The organism is Cellulomonas sp., assembly GCF_017744555.1.
Classification (GTDB): domain Bacteria; phylum Actinomycetota; class Actinomycetes; order Actinomycetales; family Cellulomonadaceae; genus Cellulomonas.
Window position 1 is genome coordinate 1 of sequence record NZ_JAGIBD010000026.1, and the last position, 22,277, is coordinate 22,277.

18 protein-coding genes are annotated in these 22,277 nt (G+C 72.9%); 10 read left to right on the forward strand and 8 right to left on the reverse strand.

What is annotated here, in order from left to right; all coding sequences use genetic code 11:
• Both J7523_RS15245 and acs read left to right on the forward strand, forming a co-directional pair.
• On the forward strand, positions 1–474 hold a 474-nt coding region (locus J7523_RS15245), incomplete at its 5' end, for a hypothetical protein (protein ID WP_291888393.1).
• 117 nt (positions 475–591) lie between these two features.
• Entirely contained in the window at positions 592–2,601 is a 2,010-nt protein-coding gene (gene acs, locus J7523_RS15250) for an acetate--CoA ligase (RefSeq protein WP_291888396.1), read from the forward strand.
• Positions 2,602–2,653: 52 nt separating this feature from the next.
• Here acs and J7523_RS15255 read toward each other — a convergent pair whose 3' ends face one another.
• Positions 2,654–4,312, reverse strand: coding sequence for a phosphatidylglycerol lysyltransferase domain-containing protein (locus tag J7523_RS15255; RefSeq protein ID WP_291888399.1), 1,659 nt, complete (start codon positions 4,310–4,312; stop codon positions 2,654–2,656).
• Positions 4,313–4,407: 95 nt separating this feature from the next.
• Between J7523_RS15255 and J7523_RS15260 the strand changes: the two genes are divergently transcribed.
• Entirely contained in the window at positions 4,408–5,520 is a 1,113-nt protein-coding gene (locus tag J7523_RS15260) for an alpha/beta hydrolase-fold protein (RefSeq protein ID WP_291888402.1), read from the forward strand.
• A 200-nt stretch (positions 5,521–5,720) separates the two neighbouring features.
• Entirely contained in the window at positions 5,721–7,130 is a 1,410-nt protein-coding gene (locus J7523_RS15265; RefSeq protein WP_291888404.1) for a cellulase family glycosylhydrolase, read from the forward strand.
• 40 nt (positions 7,131–7,170) lie between these two features.
• On the opposite strand, the gene J7523_RS15270 is transcribed toward J7523_RS15265, so the two are convergent.
• Positions 7,171–8,724: an NAD(P)-binding domain-containing protein gene (locus J7523_RS15270; RefSeq protein WP_363267113.1), complete on the reverse strand. Its 1,554-nt coding sequence runs from the start codon at positions 8,722–8,724 to the stop codon at positions 7,171–7,173.
• A 110-nt stretch (positions 8,725–8,834) separates the two neighbouring features.
• On the opposite strand from J7523_RS15270, the gene mshD reads away from it, so the two are divergent.
• From mshD to J7523_RS15285, 3 genes are read left to right on the forward strand one after another with little or no spacing between them, the layout of a single operon-like run.
• Positions 8,835–9,815 (forward strand): mycothiol synthase, encoded by a 981-nt coding sequence (gene mshD, locus J7523_RS15275; RefSeq protein WP_291888407.1) that lies wholly within the window; start codon positions 8,835–8,837, stop codon positions 9,813–9,815.
• Entirely contained in the window at positions 9,812–12,049 is a 2,238-nt protein-coding gene (locus J7523_RS15280; protein WP_291888409.1) for an RNA degradosome polyphosphate kinase, read from the forward strand. The genes mshD and J7523_RS15280 overlap by 4 nt, the downstream gene beginning before the upstream one ends.
• Entirely contained in the window at positions 12,046–13,020 is a 975-nt protein-coding gene (locus J7523_RS15285) for an NUDIX hydrolase (RefSeq protein WP_291888412.1), read from the forward strand. Before J7523_RS15280 ends, J7523_RS15285 begins: the two co-directional genes overlap by 4 nt.
• A gap of 56 nt (positions 13,021–13,076) precedes the next feature.
• Here J7523_RS15285 and J7523_RS15290 read toward each other — a convergent pair whose 3' ends face one another.
• The 3 genes from J7523_RS15290 to J7523_RS15300 all read right to left on the reverse strand — a co-directional run bounded on the left by J7523_RS15290 (position 13,077) and on the right by J7523_RS15300 (position 15,783).
• Positions 13,077–14,081 (reverse strand): inorganic phosphate transporter, encoded by a 1,005-nt coding sequence (locus J7523_RS15290; RefSeq protein WP_291888414.1) that lies wholly within the window; start codon positions 14,079–14,081, stop codon positions 13,077–13,079.
• Positions 14,082–14,087: 6 nt separating this feature from the next.
• The gene (locus tag J7523_RS15295) at positions 14,088–14,708 is read right to left on the reverse strand and encodes a DUF47 family protein (RefSeq protein WP_291888417.1); all 621 of its coding nucleotides are present in this window, start codon (positions 14,706–14,708) and stop codon (positions 14,088–14,090) included.
• A 475-nt stretch (positions 14,709–15,183) separates the two neighbouring features.
• Positions 15,184–15,783: a hypothetical protein gene (locus tag J7523_RS15300; RefSeq protein WP_291888500.1), complete on the reverse strand. Its 600-nt coding sequence runs from the start codon at positions 15,781–15,783 to the stop codon at positions 15,184–15,186.
• A 266-nt stretch (positions 15,784–16,049) separates the two neighbouring features.
• Here J7523_RS15300 and J7523_RS15305 point away from each other — a divergent pair, with 266 nt between their 5' ends.
• From J7523_RS15305 to J7523_RS15315, 3 genes are all read left to right on the forward strand, one after another.
• The gene (locus tag J7523_RS15305) at positions 16,050–17,552 is read left to right on the forward strand and encodes a sugar porter family MFS transporter (protein WP_291888420.1); all 1,503 of its coding nucleotides are present in this window, start codon (positions 16,050–16,052) and stop codon (positions 17,550–17,552) included.
• Positions 17,553–17,724: 172 nt separating this feature from the next.
• Complete coding sequence (locus J7523_RS15310; protein WP_291888423.1) at positions 17,725–18,210, forward strand: MarR family transcriptional regulator; 486 nt, start codon at positions 17,725–17,727, stop codon at positions 18,208–18,210.
• Positions 18,211–18,295: 85 nt separating this feature from the next.
• Entirely contained in the window at positions 18,296–19,990 is a 1,695-nt protein-coding gene (locus J7523_RS15315; RefSeq protein ID WP_291888426.1) for an MDR family MFS transporter, read from the forward strand.
• 83 nt (positions 19,991–20,073) lie between these two features.
• Here the strand turns inward: J7523_RS15315 and J7523_RS15320 are convergent, their stop codons facing one another.
• The 3 genes from J7523_RS15320 to msrB all read right to left on the reverse strand — a co-directional run bounded on the left by J7523_RS15320 (position 20,074) and on the right by msrB (position 22,235).
• A complete protein-coding gene (locus J7523_RS15320) occupies positions 20,074–20,535 on the reverse strand; it encodes a MarR family transcriptional regulator (RefSeq protein WP_291888430.1) in 462 nt (153 codons plus the stop codon).
• 198 nt (positions 20,536–20,733) lie between these two features.
• Positions 20,734–21,633 (reverse strand): NERD domain-containing protein, encoded by a 900-nt coding sequence (locus tag J7523_RS15325; protein WP_291888433.1) that lies wholly within the window; start codon positions 21,631–21,633, stop codon positions 20,734–20,736.
• Between the two features lie 185 nt (positions 21,634–21,818).
• Positions 21,819–22,235, reverse strand: a complete 417-nt coding sequence (gene msrB / locus J7523_RS15330) for a peptide-methionine (R)-S-oxide reductase MsrB (RefSeq protein ID WP_291888435.1) — start codon at positions 22,233–22,235, stop codon at positions 21,819–21,821.
• Positions 22,236–22,277: the final 42 nt, after the last annotated feature.

The window sequence follows — 22,277 nt, forward strand, 5'->3', positions numbered from 1 at the left end:
CGCAGCACGAGCGTCGGCGCGCACGTGCTCGGCGTGGTCGTGGGCCTGGTGCTCGCGCCGATCGGGATCGCGATCACGCTGCTCGGCCAGTCGCGGATCCTCGCGGCGCAGGTCGACGGCTGGGACGGGTCGACCGAGGTGCTCGGCATCGTCCTCGTCACGCTGGGTCTGCTGCTGCTCGCGGTCGTGGTCCTGCTCGGCCTCTGGACGCCCGCGGTGCCGCTCACGGGGGGCGGGTTCCTCACGCTCGTCGGGGCGGTGTACCTGTATGCGCCAGCGCTCGCGCGTGAGCAGACGCTGAACGTCCTGTCGTCGTCGGGCTGGCGCCTGACGGTCACGCAGGTGACGGTCGCAGGCACGTCGGGCACGCTCATCGTCGCGGGGTTCCTGCTGCTGATGGCGGGGCTCGTCGCGGCGCTGGCCCGCCGTTCCGGCGTGCGACTCGGGGCCTTCCGCGAGCGTCACCGCCTCTGACGTGGCCGTCGCGGGCACCCGTGTGAGGCCCGTCACCCGTCCGGCTAGAGTGCGATGCCGGGTCGGGTCGCTCCCCCGACCTGCCCGCACCGACGTCGTTGCACAGGAGGGTCGCACGTGACCGACACCACCATCCCCAGTCCCGAGGCCGCCGGCGGACTCGAGAACCTGCTCTCCGAGAACCGCCGTTTCCCCCCGTCCGCGGAGTTCGCCGCGCAGGCGAACGCGCAGAGCGACCTGTACGCGTGGGCGGCCGCCGACAGGGTCGGCTTCTGGGCCGACCAGGCCCGCGAGCTGCTCGACTGGTCGACGCCGTTCTCGGAGACCCTGGACTGGTCGGGTGCGCCCGTGGCGCGATGGTTCGCCGACGGCACGCTCAACGCGGCGTACAACGCGGTCGACCGGCACGTCGAGGCGGGCCGCGGCGACCGCGTCGCGCTGCACTTCGAGGGCGAGGGCGGCGACACCCGCACGATCACGTACGCGGACCTGCAGCGCGAGGTGTCGAAGGCCGCGAACGCGCTCGAGGCGCTGGGCGTCGGCACGGGCGACCGGGTCGCGATCTACCTGCCGCTCATCCCCGAGGCGGTCGTCACGATGCTCGCGTGCGCCCGGATCGGTGCGCCGCACTCCGTGGTGTTCGGGGGGTTCTCGGCCGAGGCGCTGAGCTCGCGCATCAACGACGCCGAGGCGAAGGTCGTCGTGACCGCCGACGGCGGCTACCGCCGCGGTGCGCCGTCCGCGCTCAAGCCCGCCGTCGACGAGGCGATCGCGAAGGGCACGCCGTCCGTCGAGAAGGTGCTCGTCGTCAAGCGCACCGGGCAGGACGTCGCGTGGACCGAGGGCCGCGACGTGTGGTGGTCCGACGCGGTCGACTCGGCCTCCGACCAGCACACGCCGGTCGACCTCGAGGCGGAGCACCCGCTGTTCATCCTGTACACGTCGGGCACCACGGGGAAGCCGAAGGGCATCTTCCACACGACGGGCGGCTACCTCACGCAGGCCGCGTACACGCACCGCACGGTGTTCGACCTCAAGCCCGAGACGGACGTCTACTGGTGCACCGCCGACATCGGCTGGGTCACCGGGCACACGTACGTCGTCTACGGTCCGCTGGTCAACGGCGCCACGCAGGTCATCTACGAGGGCACGCCGGACACCCCGCACCGGGGCCGCTGGTGGGAGATCATCCAGAAGTACGGCGTGACGATCCTCTACACCGCGCCGACCGCGATCCGCACCTGCATGAAGTGGGGCGAGGAGATCCCGGCCCAGTTCGACCTGTCGTCGCTGCGGGTGCTCGGCTCGGTCGGTGAGCCGATCAACCCCGAGGCGTGGATGTGGTACCGCCGGGTCATCGGCGGCGACCGCACGCCGATCGTCGACACGTGGTGGCAGACGGAGACGGGCGCGATCATGATCAGCCCGCTGCCGGGCGTCACCGAGACGAAGCCCGGTTCAGCGCAGGTGCCGCTGCCCGGCATCGCGGCCGACGTGGTCGACGACGAGGCCCACCCGGTGCCGAACGGCGGCGGCGGCTACCTCGTGCTCACGGAGCCGTGGCCGTCGATGCTGCGTGGCATCTGGGGCGACCAGCAGCGGTACAAGGACACGTACTGGTCGAGGTTCGAGGGCCTGTACTTCGCGGGCGACGGCGCCAAGAAGGACGACGACGGCGACATCTGGCTGCTCGGCCGCGTCGACGACGTCATGAACGTGTCCGGCCACCGGCTCTCCACCACCGAGATCGAGTCGGCGCTGGTCTCGCACCCGTGGGTCGCCGAGGCGGCCGTCGTGGGGGCGTCCGACGACACGACCGGGCAGGCCGTCGTCGCGTTCGTCATCCTGCGCGGCGGCGGCGGTGGCGCCGACCGGTCCGGCGAGGACGTGCAGAAGGAGCTGCGCGACCACGTCGCGAAGGAGATCGGCCCGATCGCCAAGCCGCGGCAGATCCTGGTGGTCGCGGAGCTCCCGAAGACGCGGTCCGGCAAGATCATGCGCCGCCTGCTGCGCGACGTGGCCGAGCACCGGCAGGTCGGCGACGCGACCACGCTCGCGGACGCGTCGGTCATGGACCTCATCGCGTCCGGTCTCGCGGCCGGGTCGGCGGCGTCCTCGGAGGACTGACACCGACGACGACGAGGGTCCCCGACCGCACAGGTCCGGGGGCCCTCGTCGTTCAGCGCCGCCGCGCGCCGCCCATGAACCGCCCGACGACCGGCAGCTCGGTGACGCCCTCGGCGTCGGCCATGACGAGACCCTGGGCGGCGACGAACTCCACGGCGTCGAGCACCACGTACCGGGGCTCCCACCGCGGCCCGAACTTGTCGTTGAACGACGCGAGGCTCGACATCTGGGTGCGGTGCGAGAGCTGCTGGAGCAGGGGGCGCGTGAGGTCGGCGAGCGCGCCACCGGCCGCGTCACCGTCGAGCCGGCTGCGCATGGGCGCGAAGTTGAGGCTGAGCGACCGGCCGCCCCGACGCAGCACCTCGTCGACGGTCGCGACGACGCACGCGTCGACGACCCCGTTCGGCACGTCCGGCCCGACGCGTCGCCGCATGACGTCGAGCGACCACCCGTCGATCCCCGGCGCGGGCACCCAGTGGATGAACGCGTCGGGGCGGCCGTCGGCGTTCGCGGTGACGCTGAGCAGCAGGCCCCGGTCGTCGGGGTCGAAGAGCCTCGAGAGCGTCATCGAGAACCCGCGCTCGTCCTGCCCGCGCCGGCTGCCGCCGCGCAGCGCCTCGAGCTCGGCCCGGAGCCGGCTGTCGAGGTGCGCGGGGTCGTGGAACGTCGTGGTGTACCCGCTGCGCGCGACGCGTCCGACGGCCTGCCGCAGCGACTTGCGGGCCGCGCCGTCGAGCGTGAAGCGCGTGCAGTCGACGACGGCCTCGTCGCCCAGGTACACCGTCCGCAGCCCGCTCGCCTCGTACAGCGCGAGCCGGTCGGGCTGCGCGCCGAGCACGGCGACGGACCAGCCGTGGCTCTCGACGTGCTCGAGGAACTCGGCCCAGACCTCGGTGCGCTCGTCGGCGGGCCCGATCGGGTCGGGCGAGACGAGGCAGACGCCACCCCGTACGGCGTGCGCGACGACCGATCGGCCGGTGAAGAACCAGTCCTTGTCGTCGCGCAGCGCGAACCAGTCGAGCGTCCCGCTGCCGTGCTCCTCGACGATCGCGCGCGCCCGCTCCCGCTCCTCTCGGTGCTCGACCGGGGTGAGCCGGTGCGGGTGGCGAGGCGACAGCAGCACCCAGGCACCGGCGACGGCGAGCCCGGCGGCGGCCGCGAGCGACATGGGCGTGAGCAGCTGTTCCGCGCGGTGCATGTGACGCAGCGGCACGGCGGCCGTGAGCGCGCGCGCGGTCAGCACGGCCAGCGCACCGCCCGACACCCCGAGCACGAGCGCCCGGCGCACCGCCGCCCGGGTCGGCAGCACCGAGAACACCGTCCGCTGGGACGCCAGCCACCCGGTCGCGACGGCGACCAGCACGGCCTCCTCCACGTCGAGGCCCTTGACGAGGTGCAGCACCGCGGAGACGCCGAGCAGGACCAGCGTGCCGAGCCACGCGAGCCGCTGCCCACGTCGCAGCCCGCGGGCCATGAGCAGCAGCCCGACCGAGACGAGCACCAGCGTGGTGGCCGCCGTCGGCGGCACGGTCTCGGGGAGGACGTCGAGCAGCACGTCGAGCCGTCGCCGCAGCGGCGGTGAGACGGCCGAGAGCAGCCCGACGACGGCCAGCACGGCCACGCCGGTCGCGGCACCCGTGCGGACGCGCTCGCGTCGGCGCCGCGCGGGGAGCGGGTCGACCGGCGTGCGCATCTGCGGGACGGCGGTCACGCGGGCGAGTGTGCCGCGTCTCGCTGGGAGTGCTCCCAGGGAACCGTCAGGCTTCGTGCAGGTGGCGTCCCAGGTGGCCGGTGGACGATGCCGAGGTGCCCGACACGGTTCCGGCGTCCGTCCTGCGCGAGCTCGCAGGTGGCGGCGACGCCCTGAGCTCCTGGTGGACGGTCGTCGCCCTGGGGCTGCTCGCGGTCGCGACGGCGCTGGCCGCGGTGCGCCGTCGGCGCGCGCCGCTCCGGGCCCGGACCTGGCCGCTGTGGTCGACCGTCGCGGCGACCGGAGCCCTCATGTCGCTGCTCGCCGTCAACTGCGTGGTCGGCTACGTGCCCGACGTGTCGGCGGCCCGCACGACGCTGTCGAGCTGGGGACTGCTGCCGCCTCCGCACCTGGCCCACGGCAAGCCCTCCGCGCGGGCGGCCGGTGCCGGGACGGGCGCCGTCCGGGCCGTCCGCGTCCCGGTCGACCGCGACCTGCGCATGCCACCGTCGCTCACCTGGGTGTACACGCCACCGGGCTACGACCCGCAGGGCACGCGCCGATACCCGGTCGTCTACCTGGTGCACGGCTCCCCGGGACGCTCGGGCGACTGGTTCGCGGCGGGGCAGGTGCCGCGCGTGATGGACGTCCTGCTGGCGCACCACCTGGTCCGGCCGATGATCGTGATCGCGCCCGACGTCAACGGCGTCGGGCGGGGCGGGCGCGACACCGAGTGCCTGAACTCGGCGCACGGGGGCTCCCAGGTGGAGACCTACCTGGACGACGTCCTCGTGCCGTGGGTCGACGCGCACTACGCGACGCGCGCCGACTGGCGGCACCGCACGGTCGGCGGCTTCTCGTCCGGCGCGTTCTGCGCGCTCGACCAGGGGCTGCGCCACCCGGACCTGTTCGGCACGATCCTGGCGATCGGCCCGTACGGCGACCCGGGGTCGGGCGGTCGCACGATGCTCGGCGGCGGAGCCGCATGGGCGGCGCACGCGCCGTCGCGGTACCTCCCGACCGTGCCGCTCCCCCATCGGATCGCCGTGTTCCTCGACTCCGCCGGGCGGATGCCTGACGAGGAGACGCGTGCGCGGAGCCTCGCGGACCTGCTGGTCGCGCGCGGGCAGGACGTCGAGAGCCGCACCGAGCCGGGCGCGGGCCACACGTGGCACATGGCCCGTGCCGCGGCCCCGTTCGCGCTCGTCTTCGCGTCGCAGCACGGCTGACGGCACCTGCGTCGAACCGGTTCCGGACGTCAACCACGGCGAAGCGTTTAGGCGATGGAGGGCGTCTACCCGCTCTGGTTGTGTGACCCGCGCACCCGCCCGTCGACCGGCCGGCGGAACGGCGGGCGGGTGCATCCCGCGAGAAGCCTCGAGGCCGTCGCGCGCCCGCGACCGCCCGAAACCCAGGAACGAGGATGTTCATGAGGTCTCGACTTCCCCTGCTGTCCGCCGCCGCGGTGGCGTCCGCGGTCGTCGCACTCGGCGCGGCGTCGCTCGTGCCGACCGCGGCGGACGCCGCCACCCCGCCGGGCCTGCACGTGTCCGGCACCCAGCTCCTGGAGAAGGACGGCACGCCGTTCGTCGCCCGGGGGGTCAGCCACGCGCACACCTGGTACACGTCCCAGACGGCGACGGCGATCCCCGCCATCCGCGCCGCGGGCGCCAACGCGCTGCGCGTCGTCCTGTCGGGCGGCGACCGGTGGACGAAGAACGACGCGACGGACGTCGCCAACATCATCAGCCTCTGCAAGGCCAACAAGCTCATCTGCATGCTCGAGGACCACGACACCACGGGCTACGGCGAGCAGAGCGGCGCCGTCACGCTCGACACGGCGGCGAACTACTGGGTGAGCCTCGCGTCGGTCCTCAAGGGGCAGGAGGACTACGTCCAGATCAACATCGGCAACGAGCCCTACGGCAACACGGCGTCGGTCAACGCGGGCTGGGCGGCGGACACGTCGGCGGCCGTCAAGAAGCTCCGGGCGGCCGGGCTGCACCACAACATCGTCGTCGACGCGCCGTCGTGGGGTCAGGACTGGGCCGGCATCATGCGCGACAACGCCGCGACGGTGGCCGCCGCCGACCCCGACGCGAACACGCTGTTCTCGGTGCACATGTACGGCGTGTACAACAACGCCTCGACGATCACGGCGTACCTCGACGCGTTCAAGGCGAAGAACCTGCCGCTCGTGATCGGCGAGTTCGGCAACATGCACTCCGACGGCGACCCCGACGAGGACACGATCATGTCCGAGGCCGTCAAGCGTGGCATCGGCTACTACGGCTGGTCGTGGTCGGGCAACGGCGGGGGCGTCGAGTACCTCGACATGGTGACGGGGTTCAACCCGGCGCAGAAGACGTCGTGGGGCACACGCATCTTCGACGGCGCGAACGGCATCAAGGCGACGGCCGTGACGGCGAAGATCTACGGCGGCGTCCAGCCCACGCCGACCCCGACGCCCACGGTCACCCCGACGCCGACGCCCACACCGACGGTCACGCCGACCCCCACCCCGACCTCGACGACGACCCCGGGCGCGCGGTGCACCGCGTCGTTCAAGGTCCTCAACTCGTGGCCGGGCGGCTACCAGGCCTCGGTCACGGTCAAGGCCGGCAGCGCGATGATCAGCTCCTGGTCGACGGCGTTCACGCTCCCCTCGGGCGGCACCATCCAGTCCGGCTGGTCCGGCACCTACACCTCGTCGGGCTCGAACGTCACGGTCACCAACGCCGCCTGGAACGGGCTGCTCGGCGCCGGCGCGAGCACCGAGTACGGCTTCGTCGCCGGCGGCAGCGCGCCGACCGGCACCGTGGCGGTCAGCTGCAGCTGACGCGACGGGGCGCCGGGGTCCACGTCGGACCTCGGCGCCCCTACAGCCCGAGCAGCCGGCGCAGGTTCCGCACGGCCTCGCGGCCGGCGCGCGTCGCCCCCACGGTCGACGCGCTGGGGCCGTACCCGACGAGCTGCACCCGCGGGTCGGCCACGACCTGCGTCCCGTCCATGACGATCCCGCCGCCACCGCCGCGCAGACGCAGGGGGCCGAGGTGGTCGAGCGACGGGCGGAAGCCCGTGCACCACAGGATCGTCCGCGCCTCGACGTGCGACGGCCCGTCGACCCACCCGTCGAGCGCGGGCACCGCCTCCGTCCACGTCACGCCGTCGGGGTCGATCCGGTCGAACACCGGCCGCGCGACGAGCACCCCGTCGGCGATGCCCCTGCGGTACGCGTCCGTCAGCGGCAACCCCGTGACGGACACGATGCTCTGCGGCGGCAATCCCGCACGGGTCCGCTCCTCGACGAGCGCGACCGCCTCCCGCCCGACCTCGGGCGTGAACTCCTCGTCGCGCCAGGCCGGGGGCCTCCGCGTGACCCACGTCGTGGTGGTGACGCGCGCGAGCTCGAGCAGCAGCTGGACGGCCGACGTGCCGCCCCCGACCACCACCACGTGCCCGTCGGCGAGCTCGCCGGCCCCGCGGTAGTCGTGCGTGTGCAGCTGCCGCCCGCGGAACGTGCCGCGCCCCGGGTACGACGGCCAGAACGGTTTGCCCCACGTGCCGGACGCGTTGATGAGGCCGCGTGCGCTCCAGACGACGGGCTCGTCCGGCCGGTCGACGCCGTGCGACCTCACGAGCAGCCGCCCGCCCGGCCCCGGCTCGACACGGCTGACCCGCACGGGCCGCTGCACGTGCAGGTCGAACTCGCCCTCGTACTGCGCGAAGTAGTAGGGCACGCCCATCGCGGCCGGTTCGCTCGGGTCGGGGACGACGAGCGGCAGGCCGGGCAGGTCGTGGATGCCGTGCGCGTCCGCCATCGTCAGCGTCGGCCACCGGTGCTGCCAGGCCCCACCGGGCTGCGGCGCGTCGTCGAGCACGACGAACGACGCACCGGCGCGCTCCCAGCCGCGCTCACCGACCGCGACGAGGCCGCGCCGACGCAGGTGGTATGCGGCCGCGAGCCCGGCCTGGCCCGCACCGATCACGACCACGTCGACCTCGACGACCTCGCCGCCGGGACCCGCCGCGGACGACGTGCTCGACGCCGCGGCCCGGCGCCGTGCCGCACGGCCGCCCGTCGACGCCGGCTCGGGTGCAGCGACGATCGACGCCTCGTCCGCCGCGTCCGGCGTCACGACAGTGTCCGACATCTCGACGGTGTCCGGCGTCTCGACCGCATCCGGCGTCTCGACCGCATCCGGCGTCTCGACCGCATCCGGCATCTCGACCGTGCCCGGCGCCTCCGCCGCGTCCGGCGCCGCCGGCACGGCGGGCAGCACGCGGGTCTCGGTCTCGTCCCGCGCCGGCGGCAGGGGGAGCCGGGCGTCGCGGCTGCGCTGCGTGACCGCCAGCTCCTCGGCCCGCCGCCGCTCCCGCCGCGTCAGCGGGGTCCCCTCACCCGCGCGCTGGGTGATCGGGGAAGCGTCCATGACCGACCCAACGTACCTGCTGTCCGGGCGGTGCAGGGCCGGTCGGCCCGGACGACGCCCGACCGGACGAAGGCCTCGGCAGGAGCAGGCGCGCATGGTGGGATGGGCCCATGCCGGACGAGACGACTGCGCAGGTCACGGTGGCGGCGACCGCGGGACCGCTCGACGCGACGACCGCCGACGGCGTGCGTGCCCTCGCGGCGCGCACGGCCGCCGCGGACGGCGTCGCCCCCTTGTCGGAGCAGCCGCTGCTGTGGCTCACCGACCCCGAGGCGTCGGCGGTGCACGTGCGCGCGACGGACGCCTCGGGGCAGCTCGTCGGGTACGCGCAGGCCGACGTCGGCGCCGCGACCTCGGCGTCCGCGGAGCTCGTCGTGGACCCGGTCCACCGGCGCACCGGTATCGGCTCGCGCCTGCTGGAACGGCTCAGGTCGGAGACGGCCGTCGTGCCGGGGCGGACGCTGCGGGTCTGGGCGCACGGCGACCTGCCGTCCGCGCGGGCGTTCGCGGGCCACGCGGGCATGGTCGTGGTCCGCGAGCTGTGGCGGATGAGCCTCGACCTGGCGGTTCCCCGCGAGGCGCGGCCGCTGCCGGCGGGCGTCACGGCCCGCCCGTTCGTCCCCGGCCAGGACGAGGAGGCGTGGCGGCGCGTGAACTCGCGCGCGTTCGCGCACCACCCGGAGCAGGGCCGGATGACGGCGAGCGACCTGCGCGCCCGCGAGGCCGAGCCGTGGTTCGACCCCGACGGCTTCCTGCTCGCGGAGCGGGACGGCGCGCTGCTCGGGTCGGTGTGGACGAAGGTGCACGCGGCCGACGAGGACGGCGGCGGGCATGCGGTCCCGGTGGGCGAGATCTACGTCGTCGGCGTCGACCCCGACGCGCAGGGCCTCGGCCTGGGCGGCGCGCTCACGGCGCTCGGCCTCGACCACCTCGCGGCGCGCGGCCTGCGCACGGCCATCCTCTACACGGGCGCGGAGAACACGGTCGCGATCCGCACCTACACCCGGCTCGGCTTCACGAAGGAGTCGGCCGACGTCATGTTCGGCTCGGGCACCCAGGGTTCACCGGCAGGTGTCACGATGAGCACATGACGGACGCCCCAGCCATCGACCCGTCCCTCGCGGCCCACATCGCCGAGCACATGGCGAGCACGGACGTCGAGAAGACGACACCGGAGCTCGAACCGCTGCCCGACGACCGCTTCCTCGACCGCGAGCTCTCCTGGCTCGCGTTCAACCAGCGCGTGCTGGAGCTCGCGGAGGACCCGGACCTCCCCCTGCTGGAGCGGGTGCGGTTCCTGGCGATCTTCGCGTCGAACCTGGACGAGTTCTTCATGGTGCGGGTCGCGGGCCTGAAGCGGCGGATCGCGACGGGCATCGCCGTGACCGCGGCGTCAGGCCTGTCGCCCCGGCAGGTGCTCGAGGCGATCAGCGAGAAGGCGCACGAGCTGCAGGACCGGCACGCGCGCGTGTTCGCCGAGCAGGTGCAGCCGCAGCTCGCCGCGGACGGCATCACGCTGGTCCGCTGGGACGACCTGGGCGAGAGCGAGCAGGACCGCCTGCGCAAGTTCTTCCGCCGGCAGATCTTCCCGGTGCTCACTCCGCTCGCGGTGGACCCGGCGCACCCGTTCCCGTACATCTCGGGGCTGTCCCTGAACCTGGCCGTGGTCGTGGTGAACCCGTCGACCGGCAAGGAGCACTTCGCGCGAGTGAAGGTGCCGCCGCTGCTGCCCCGGTTCATCGCGGTCGACGCGAGCGGGCGTCCGTCGGCGCCGGACGTGCAGGCCGCGTCCGTCGAGAAGGGCCCGATGTCGTTCGTGCCCGTCGAGGACGTCATCTCCGAGCACCTCGAGCACCTCTTCCCCGGCATGGAGGTCATCGAGCACCACACGTTCCGGGTCACCCGCAACGAGGACGTCGAGGTCGAGGAGGACGACGCCGAGAACCTCCTGCAGGCCATGGAGAAGGAGCTGCTGCGACGCCGCTTCGGCCCGCCGGTGCGGCTCGAGCTGGCCGAGGGCATCAGCCCCCGCATCCGCCAGCTGCTCGTCCGCGAGCTCGGGATGGCCCCGGAGGAGGTGTACGAGCTGCCCGCACCGCTCGACTACACCGGTCTCAACGTCATCGCCGACCTCGACCGCGCCGAGCTGCAGTTCCCGCGCTTCGTCCCGACGACTCCCCGCCAGCTCGCCGAGGTGGAGAGCGCGAAGCCGGCCGAGGTGTTCGCGAAGATCCGCGAGCGCGACATCCTGCTGCACCACCCGTACGACTCGTTCTCGACGTCGGTCCAGACCTTCCTCGAGCAGGCCGCGGCCGACCCCGCGGTGCTGGCCATCAAGCAGACGCTGTACCGGACGTCGGGCGACTCCCCCATCGTCGACGCCCTCATCGACGCCGCCGAGGCCGGCAAGCAGGTGCTCGCGCTCGTCGAGATCAAGGCGCGGTTCGACGAGCAGAACAACATCTCGTGGGCGCGCAAGCTCGAGCAGGCGGGCGTGCACGTCGTGTACGGCATCGTCGGCCTCAAGACGCACTGCAAGCTGAGCCTGGTGGTCCGTCAGGAGGCGGACGGCCTGCGCCGCTACAGCCACGTCGGCACCGGCAACTACCACCCCAAGACGGCCCGGCTGTACACCGACCTCGGCCTGCTGACCGCCGATCCCGAGGTGGGCCAGGACCTGACGCGGCTGTTCAACCAGCTCTCCGGGTACGCACCGAAGTCCCGCTTCCACCGCCTGCTCGTGGCCCCGCGCAGCGTCCGGGCCGGTCTCATCGAGCGCATCGAGCGCGAGGCGGACGCGGCGCGCGCGGGTCAGCCCGCGTGGATCAAGATCAAGGTCAACTCGATGGTCGACGAGGCCGTGATCGACGCGCTGTACCGCGCGTCGCAGGCGGGGGTGTCGGTCGACCTCGTGGTGCGCGGCATCTGCGCGCTGCGTCCGGGTGTCCCGGGCCTCTCGGAGAACATCCGGGTCCGCTCGATCCTCGGCCGGTTCCTCGAGCACTCGCGGATCTTCGCGTTCGCGAACGCGGTGCCCGACCCGGACGCGACGTTCGAGGGCACCGAGGTCTACATCGGCTCCGCCGACCTCATGCACCGCAACCTCGACCGCCGCGTCGAGGCGCTCGTGCGCGTCGCCGACCCGGACCAGGTCACGGAGATCGTCGACCTCGTCGACGAGTCGATGGACGACGGGACGTCGTCGTGGCACCTCGAGTCGGACGGCGCCTGGGTCCGGCACAGCCGCGGCCCGGACGGCCCGCTCGTCGACCAGCAGGAGGCGCTCATCCAACGGCAGCGCCGCCGTCCCGGGACGGGCCGGTGAGGGCTGCGCGTCCGCCCGCCGTCGTCGAGGCGGCCGGTGCGCTGGTCTGGCGCGTCCGCACGGGCCGGCTGCAGGTCGCGCTCGTGCACCGGCCGCGCTACAAGGACTGGTCGTGGCCGAAGGGCAAGCTCGACCCCGGCGAGTCCGTGGTCCAGGCCGCGACCCGCGAGGTCGCCGAGGAGACCGGTCACGACGTGGTGCTCGGCATGCCGCTGCCGAGCCTGGAGTACGACCTGGCCGACGGGCGCCTCAAGCGCGTGCACTACTGGGCGGCGCAGGTGGCGGGACGGCCCGACGCGGCCGCGCTGCAGGCCCGCCCGCCCGTGCCGCGGGCGTCCCGCGAGGAGATCGACCAGGTGCGTTGGCTCGACGTCGAGGTGGCTGCGAAGCGGCTGACCCGGCGCGAGGACGTGGCTCCGCTGGCTGCGCTCGTCGAGGACCACGTGAAGGGTCGGCTCGACACGCGTGCGCTCGTCGTTGCGCGGCACGGCACGGCCCGCCGCCGCGCCGACTGGAAAGGCACCGAGCTCGACCGCCCGCTCACCGACGCCGGACGCCGCCAGTCGAAGGCGCTCGTGCCGATCCTGTCGGCGTTCGGCGTCTCGAAGGTCGTGACGAGCGCGTGGGCGCGGTGCGCCTCGACCATCCAGCCGTACGTCGAGGCCTCCGGTGTGGTGCCGGAGGTGTCGACGGTGCTCACCGAGACCGCGCACTCGTCGTCGCCCGCGAAGGTCGCCGCCGAGATCGCCGAGCTGTTCACCTGGCCCGCCGACTCGGTGGTGTGCACGCACCGCCCGGTGCTGCCGACGGTCGTCGACGTGCTCGCGCAGCACGCGCTGCGCCCGGTGGCCGACGCGCTGCCGCGGCTCGACCCGTTCCTGCACCCTGCGCAGGTGCTCGTGGCGCACGTTGCGCAAACTCCCAAGGGTCCACGCGTCGTGGCGACCGAGACGCACCACCCGGAGGACTGAGCAGGCGGCGGGCGCTCTGCTCCCAGGCGAGGCTCGGTCTCAGCGGAGGACCGGCCTCAGGTGAGGATCGGGCCCAGGATCCAGTAGATGATCGCCGCGACGAGGGCGGCGGCCGGGATCGTGAGGACCCAGGCGGTCGCGATGTTCCCGGCGACGCCCCACCGGACGGCGGACGCCCGCTTGGTCGCCCCGACACCCATGATCGACGCCGTCACGGTGTGCGTGGTCGAGACCGGCGCGTGCAGCACGAACGCGTTCAGGTACAGGATCGTGGCGGACACGGACTCGGCGACGAAGCCGCGGGCCGGGTCGACCTCGATGATCTTGCGGCCGAGCGTGCGCATGATCCGCCACCCGCCCGAGTACGTGCCGGCCGAGATCGCGGCGGCGGCGGAGACCTTGACCCACAGCGGGATGCCGGTCTCGGGGTTCGCCCATCCGACCGTGAGCAGCGCGAGGTAGATGACGCCCATCGTCTTCTGCGCGTCCTGCAGGCCGTGCCCCAGCGCCATCGCCGACGCCGACACCGTCTGCGCGCCGCGGAACCGGCGGTACGTGCGCCCGGGCGCCCGGTTCCGGACGAGCCACAGGACGCCCACCATGATGATGAACGCGACCACGAAGCCGAGGACCGGCGAGACGACCATCGGGACGACGACCTTCTCGTACACCGACGACCAGTAGACGCCGAGGCCGCCCGCGATGCCCGCGCCGACGAGGCCGCCGATCAGGGCGTGCGTGGAGGACGACGGCAGGCCGAACCACCACGTGATGAGGTTCCAGCTGATCGCGCCGATGAGCGCGCACACGATGACGACGAGGGCCTGGTGCGGGGGCGCGTCGCTGAGGTCGACGATCGACGTCGCGATCGTCTCGGCGACGGCGGTGCCGAGCAGGGCGCCGGTGAAGTTCATGATCGCCGCCATGCTGAGCGCGACCCGGGGGGTCAGCGCCCGCGTCGACACCGACGTGGCGATGGCGTTGGCGGCGTCGTGGAAGCCGTTGGTGTAGTCGAACCCCAGCGCGAAGAGGACGACGACGACGACGAGCGCGGTCTCCACCTGAGCTCAGGACTCCTTGAGCGCGATGGTCTCGACGGTGTTCGCGACCTTCTCGAACGCGTCGGCCGCATCCTCGAGCTTCTCGACGATCTCCTTGAGCTTCATCAGCAGCACCGGGTCGGTGATCTCGTCGAACAGCTGGGCGAGCAGCTTGCGGTGCGACTTGTCCGCCTGGTTCTCGAGGCGGTTGACCTCGACCCAGTACTCGGAGAGCGAGTCCATGGAGCGCAGCCGCGGCATCGCGTCGGCCGTGAGCTCGGCGCAGCGCTGCAGGACGGCGACCTGGTCCGACACGCGCGCGGGCAGCTCGTCGACCTTGTACAGGACGATGAGGTCGGCCGCCTCGTCCATGAAGTCCATGCAGTCGTCGAGGCTCGACGCGAGGTTGTAGATGTCGTCGCGGTCGAACGGCGTGACGAACGTCTGGTTCAGCCGCCGCATGATCGTGTGCGTCGCCTCGTCGGCCAGGTGCTCGGCCTCGGCGATCCTCTTGCCGATGTCCTTGCGGGTCGACCGGTCGGCGCCGAGCATCTCGCCGAGGAGGTTCGCTCCGGTGACGAGGTGCTTCGCCGAGTCGGCGAAGAGGTCGAAGTACGTGGTGTCGCGCGGTGTGAGGCGCAGGCGCACAGCAGTCTCCGTGGAGGGGGGGTCGGACGGGGATCAGGCTAGGTCACGGCCGGGGTAATGCCTAACGGCCGACGACGACCACATGGACACATGGTGACAGCACGACGACCTCCCGGTGGACGGTTCCGTACGGCCGGACGAGGTCAGTTCCGACGGACCCGAGCGCCGGGCCCGCCCTCGTCGGAGCACGGCTCCAGGACGACCTCTGGGGGAAACCGCAGCACAACTGCGGGAGACGAGGCGACGCCGGACCGCGGAGCGCCTCTCGGCGCGAGGCCGCTCGAAGCGGCTTGAGATGGAGCCCGGGGCTACCGCGGCCCGACGTCGTCCTCCACCATACGCCGACGACGTGCCGCGCCAGGTGTGCGGCAGATCACGGACGGCCGGACCACCCGGTCGGGCGCACGCCCGACCGGCCCGTCGGCTGCTGCGGCGTGGCGCAGGTCACGCGCGCACCGGCCGCCGAGCCGGGACGTCAGACCAGCCGCCCGGCGCGCCACAGCGACGCGGCGTGGGCGAGCTCCTCGGCGGTCCGGACGAGCGACGCGGCACCCCGGGTCGTGCGCAGCGCGCCGGCGGGGTCGACGTCGTCGAGGTGGTCGGCGTCGAACGCGGCGCCCGTCGCGAGCACCTGGCAGAACGCGGCCGCCCGCTCGAGCGCGACCGCGAGGTCACCGGCGTACACCCCCGACAGGACGGCGTCGGCCACGGCTCGGACGTCGGACGGGCCGGGTGCGTCGGCCACCCCGGCGACGGCGTCGTGCACGGGCGCCGCGTGCACGCCCATCCGGTACCGCTCGGCGACGGTGCGCGGGTCGCGCAGCACCCACTCGCGCAGCACGTACAGCCGCCACAGCGCGCCGGGCAGCGAGTCGGCAGGGCTGTCGGACCACAGCTCCGCGACCATGTCGAGGCCCTCGGTCTCGACGAGCGCGACGAGCCGGGCCACGACGTCGGGCTCGGCGTTCGCGCGGCCCTGGTGGACGAGCGCGGCGGCCGTCGTGTGCGCCACCTCGTCGCGCAGCGCGGGGTCGAGCGCACCCGGGAGCGCGTCGGCCTGCGCGGGGTCGAGCATCGCGGGGCGCCTCGGGCGGCGCGGTTCACCGGTGTCGGTCATCGTGCCCTCCGTCCTGCCGTCGTCGCCCCGCCATCCCGCGGACCGGACCCGTCGTCCCACCCTCGCGCGTGGTGCCGGCCCGCGCTCCTCCGGGACCGACCCGGACGATCCTGCCCCCTGCGGCGGTGCGTCGCGAAACCCTGTTCGACGTGCGTCGTCATGCCCTGCGGGCCACAGTAAGGAAGATCTCCCGGGATGGGCTCGGGGTCCAGGAGGTGCCGATCATGTCCCACGCGTCAACGTCGCCGCAGGGGGCGGCGGCCGGCGGCGGCGAGTACCGCAGCCCGCACCACAAGAAGGCGATCGCGCTGGCCACGGCAGCCGCCGTCGGCGGGTTCCTGTTCGGCTTCGACAGCTCGGTGATCAACGGCGCGGTCGACGCGTTCGGCGTGCACTTCGACATCGGCTCGGCGCTGCAGGGCTTCGCGGTCGCCATCGCCCTGCTCGGCTGCGCGGTCGGCGCATGGGCGGGCGGTCGTCTCGCGGACCGCTGGGGCCGGCCTCGCGTCATGTTCCTCGGCGCGGTGCTGTTCTTCGTGTCGTCGATCCTCACCGGCATCGCGTTCTCGATCTGGGACTTCATGCTGTGGCGCACGATGGCGGGCTTCGGCATCGGCATCGCATCCGTGATCGCGCCCGCGTACATCGCCGAGATCGCACCCGCCGCGCTGCGCGGCCGGCTCGGGTCGCTGCAGCAGCTCGCGATCACGCTCGGCATCTTCGCCGCGCTGCTGTCCGACCAGATCATCGCGTCGTCCACGAACCCCGAGGAGGGCCAGCTGGCCGCGTCCGCGGAGCTCTGGGGCCTGCAGGCGTGGCGGTGGATGTTCATCGTCGCGGTGATCCCCGCCACGGTGTACGGCATCCTCGCGCTCCGGATCCCCGAGTCGCCCCGCTACCTGGTCTCGATGCGGCGCGAGGACGAGGCGCACGCCGTCCTGTCCGAGGTCCTCGGGCCCGACGAGGACCCGCAGGTCCGCATCGACGAGATCAAGAAGACGATCGCGGAGGACAAGGAGCACGCCCAGCACGCGAGCCTGCGGAAGCCAGGCGGCGGGCTGCTGCCCGTGGTCTGGGTCGGCATCCTGCTGTCGGTGTTCCAGCAGTTCGTGGGGATCAACGTGATCTTCTACTACTCGAACACGCTGTGGCAGGCGGTCGGCTTCGACGAGAGCGACTCGTTCATGGTCTCGACGATCACGTCGATCACGAACGTGGCGGTGACGTTCATCGCGATCGCGCTCATCGACAAGGTCGGCCGCCGTCCGCTGCTGCTCATCGGGTCGGCGGGCATGGCGGCGTCCCTCGCGATCATGGCGATCGCGTTCACGCAGTCGACGGGCACAGGCGACGACCTGACGCTCACGGGCTCGTGGGGCACGATCGCGCTGGTCGCAGCGAACGCGTTCGTCGTGTTCTTCGGCGCCACGTGGGGCCCGCTCGTGTGGGTGCTGCTGGGCGAGATGTTCCCGAACCGGATCCGGGCCGCCGCGCTCGGTGTGGCCGCTGCGGCCCAGTGGATCGCGAACTTCCTCATCACGATCTCGTTCCCGCCGCTCCTCGACCGGTTCGGCGCCTCGATCCCCTACCTCATGTACGCGATCTTCGCGACGCTGTCGTTCTTCTTCACGCTGTGGAAGGTGCCGGAGACGAAGGGCGTGCAGCTCGAGGACATGGAGAGCATCCGGGTCGAGCGCAACCGCCGAGGCAGCGCGACGCCTGTCTGACGGACCTCGACGGCCCCCGGTCCCCCGCGCTCGCGGGGTGGCCGGGGCCGTCGTCGCGCCTGCGTCCGAGTCCCGGCGCGTGGCGGACGCCACTGGTACCTGCATCCTGCAGCAGTTGTCTCATGCAACCTCTTGGGCGTACAGTAATTGCTGTAGGCAACCAAGGAGCATGATGAGCGACCCGACCGAGACCCCGCACCGCGAGCTGCTTCGCTCCCTCGAGCGGTTCGGACGTGCGGTCCGTGAGGCGTCCTACCTGCTGGCCAAGCAGTACCCGTGCACGCGCGGCTCGGTGTCGGTCGTCCGGATGCTCGACCGCCGCGGCACGATGCAGGTCGGCGACATCGCGGACACGCTGCACGTCGACATCTCCGTCGCGAGCCGGCAGGTCAGCACGCTCGTCACCGAGGGGTACGTCGAGCGCGCGGTCGCCGGCGACGACCGCCGCGTGCGCACGCTGCGGCTCACCCCGGCCGGCCAGGAGCTCGCCGCCCGGCTGCGTGCGGACACGGACCGACGGATGGCCGAGCTGTTCGCGGACTGGTCCCCCGCCGACGTCGTCGCGTGCGCCGACATGCTCGACCGGCTCACCGGGACGCTCGAGATGTCGGCGCGCACGGACGCCGACGAGCGCACGGGCGAGCTGCTGCTGACCTGACCGGCCCGCCCACCTGCCTGACCTGACCTGCCGACGACGCCGGGTCCCCCACCCACCGTCCGCACCAGCACGAGAGCGAGCCCCCATGAGCCAGACCACCGACGCACCACCCGAGCAGGACGCCGCCACCGGCCGCGCGCCCGCCATGACGCACCGCGAGATCCTCGAGTCGATGTCGGGCATCCTCCTCGGGATGTTCGTCTCGATCCTCGCGACGAGCGTCGTCTCCTCGTCCCTGCCGCGCATCATCACCGACCTGCACGGCGCGCAGTCCGCGTTCACGTGGGTCGTCACCGCGACCCTGCTGACCACCACGATCTCGACCCCGATCTGGGGCAAGCTCGCCGACCTGGTCAACCGCAAGCTGCTCATCCAGCTCGCGCTCGTCATCTCGGTGCTGTCGTCGGCCCTCGCGGGCCTGTCGCACACCACCGGGATGCTCATCGGGATGCGCGCCCTGCAGGGCATCGGCGCGGGCGGCCTGACCGCGCTCGGCACGATCCTCATCGCCGACATCATCAGCCCGCGCGAGCGCGGCCGGTACATGGGCCTCATGGGGGCCGTGATGGGCGTCGGCATGGTCGGCGGCCCGCTGCTCGGCGGCGTCATCACCGACAGCGCGCTCGGCTGGCGCTGGAACTTCTTCATCGGCCTGCCGTTCGCGATCGCCGCGATCGTCGTGCTGCAGCGCACGCTGCACCTGCCCGCACGCACGCGTCGCACCGTGAAGATCGACTACCTCGGCGCGTTCCTCATCTCCGCGGGCATCGCGACGCTGCTGCTGTGGGTCACGTTCGCGGGCGACAAGTTCGACTGGGCGTCCTGGCAGACCGCCGCGATGGTCGGTGGCTCGATCGTGCTGCTCGCGCTCGCCGTGCTCGCCGAGTCGAAGGCCGCCGAGCCGATCCTGCCGCTGCACCTGTTCAAGAACCGCACGCTCGTGCTGTCCGTCGTCGCGTCGATCGCCGTCGGCATCGCGCTGTTCGGCACGTCGGTGTTCCTCAGCCAGTACATGCAGCTCGCCCGCGGCAAGACGCCCACGGTGTCCGGCCTGCTCACCATCCCGATGATCGCCGGCATGCTCGTCTCGTCGACCATCAGCGGGCAGCTGATCAGCCGCACGGGCAGGTACAAGCGGTTCATGATCGCCGGTGCGTCGATCCTCACGGTCGGCCTCGTGCTCATGGGGACGATCCACTACGACACGAGCTTCACCCTGGTCGGCCTGTACATGGTGATCCTCGGTGTCGGCGTCGGGATGCTCATGCAGAACCTCGTCCTCGCGACGCAGAACACCCTGGACATCCAGGAGGTCGGCTCCGGCACCGCGACGGTCGCGTTCTTCCGGACGCTCGGCGGCGCACTCGGCGTCTCGGCGCTCGGCGCGGTGCTCGCGCACCACTCGACGGACCTCATCGTCAAGGGCGTCGCGAAGCTCGGCATCGACCCGGCGGCGCTCGGCAGCTCGGGCGCGCTGCCCGACCTGGCGACGCTCCCGACCCCGATCCGGACCGTCGTCGAGGAGGCGTTCGGCGACTCCATCGCCGACCTGTTCCTCATCGCCGCGCCGATCGCGCTGATCTCGCTCGTCGCGGTCCTGTTCCTCAAGGAGGTGCCGCTCGGGCGCCGGTCCGGCATCGAGCAGCTCGAGAGCCTGACGGCCGAGGAGGAGGCGACGACGGGCGCGGCGCTCCCGGCACCGGTGCCGCACGCCGACGAGGTCGACGAGCCCGTGCTGGGCTCGGAGGACGACAAGGTCGAGGTGCTCGACCCGCGCTGACCCCGCCCGGCCCACCTCGGCCGGGACCGGACGACGCCGCACCCCGGCTCACGGGGTGCGGCGTCGTCGTGCTGTCGGGGCAGTCAGTCCGCGACGTCCTCCGTGCGCCGGACGTCCGCGAGGTCGGCGTTCAGCCGCGCGAGCTGCAGGGCCAGGGCGTCGACCTCGTCCTGGGACCACGACGCGAGCGCGGTGTGCAGGTAGGACCGGCGGGCGGCCTGGGCTGCCTCGAAGCGCTTGTGCCCTTCGTCCGTGAGGTCGAGCAGCTGGCCCCGGAAGTCCTCGGGGTCGGGGCGGCGCGAGACGAGCCCGAGGGCCGACAGCCGGCTGAGCTGGCGCGAGATGGTGCCGCGCCCGACGCCGATGAAGCTCGCGAGGTCGCTGGCCCGGACCCCGGGCGTCGCGACGATGTGCGCGAGCAGCACGTACGCGGAAGGCTCCAGGTCGGGGTGCACACGACGGGACAGCGCCGTCGACGAGGCCTGGGCCCGGCGCAGCAGCAGGCCCAGCTCACGCTCGAGCTGCAGGAAGTTCTCGTCGACCACGGCCACATCCTGACTGACGAGGCCGTCCGGCGGGCTCGTCTCGGGCAACGATCTGTGCACGCGTCCAGTCCGGCCTGGGTGCTGGCACCCAGAGTGCCTCACGGACACGTGTCACTCACCGAAGCGAGATCCGCCCGCCTGCACGAACGTGCGCCGCTGCGGGCGACCGATCGGCCCGCGCGACGCGGAGGCGTGCGCTCAGTGCGACCAGGTGCGGCGGCGACGGGCGATCTGGGCGATCGCGTGCACGCGGGCGGGGTCGAGCCGCACGGGCATCCGGCGGAACAGGCCGGGCACGTCGGTGCGGTGCACGACCAGCGGGTCGTCGTGGCCGGCGGGACCGACCACCTGCAGGTCGCCCTGCACCACGACGACGCCCCGGACGCTGATGCCGGAGATCGCGGCGGCGACCAGGAGGCCGTGCACGCGGGCCGCCTCGAGCCGGGCGACGCGCAGCGCGGCGACGGGGGTCCCGTCGACGATCATCTGGCGTCCGTCCACGACGACGGACGGCTGGCTCTCCGCCGGCGTGGCCGCCCACGACGGGATGCCGGAGTGCGCGGAGCCGGCGGTCGCGCGGTCGGTGGGGTCGTCCGCGGTGCCGGCCTTCGGGCATGCGACCCCGGCGTCCCGCCGCTCGCCCACGGTGAAGATGCCGCCGGGGCCGATGAGCAGGTGCTCGACGACGTCGCCCTGACGGCCGAGCGGGACGTCGCGGACGACCTCCCAGCCCTCGTCGGTCAGCCGGTCCAGACGGGCGCGCAGCGAGCTGGCCCGGCCGGTGCGGTAGCGGTCGTCGGGCACGTCGCGGGAGTCGGGGCCGAGCCAGGCCTGGAGCGCGGCCTCGTCGAGCGCGTCGAGCGCGTCGGGCGGCGTGGTGGGCACAGGGAGCACCAGCTCCGTGACGTCGACGCGCGCGTCGGTGCGGAGCCACGCCTGGGCGGCGCGGCGCAGACCGGCCTCGCGCTCGGGGTCGTCCGCGACGACCTCGCCGGACTGGAGATCCACGGATCCGAGCCGGGCGCCGGTCTCTTCCGTGACGAACAGGCGGTCGGCGCCGTAGCGCCGCCACCGCCGCACAGTCAGGACCTCTTCCACGCCTGCATTATCGGCAGGACCTGCGTCGACCTTCAGTCATGTCAACCATCTGGACGCCCGCTGTCAGCGTGTCGGGTGACGACACGCCGACCACGCTCGAAACGGTTCGAACGGCGGCTCCGCTGGTGAGCGTTCACATCCCCGGGCGCCGTCACCGGGCGGGTGACGGCGCCTGGGGCGTCGTGTCACACCTCCGGCGCAGCGGCGGCCGGCTCGAACGTCAGGCTGACCGAGTTCATGCAGAACCGGTCGCCCGTCGGCGTCTGCGGGGCGTCGTCGAACACGTGCCCCAGGTGCGAGCCGCACCGCGCGCAGCGCACCTCGGTCCGGACCATTCCCAGGCTCCGGTCCGTCAGCAGCTCGACCCGGTCTCCGGCGAGCGGCGAGAAGAAGCTCGGCCATCCGCAGTGCGAGTCGAACTTGGTGTCCGAGCGGAACAGCTCGTTGCCGCACGCGCGACAGCGGTACACGCCCTCGCGCTTCTCGTCGAGCAACGCCCCCGTCCAGGGCCGCTCGGTGCCCGCCTGGCGCAGCACCGCGAACTCCTGCGGAGCGAGCTCGAGCCGCCACTGGTCGTCGGACTTGGTCACCTCGTAGGTCATCGGAGAACCTCCTTCGTGTCGCTCCAACACCACGCACCCGCT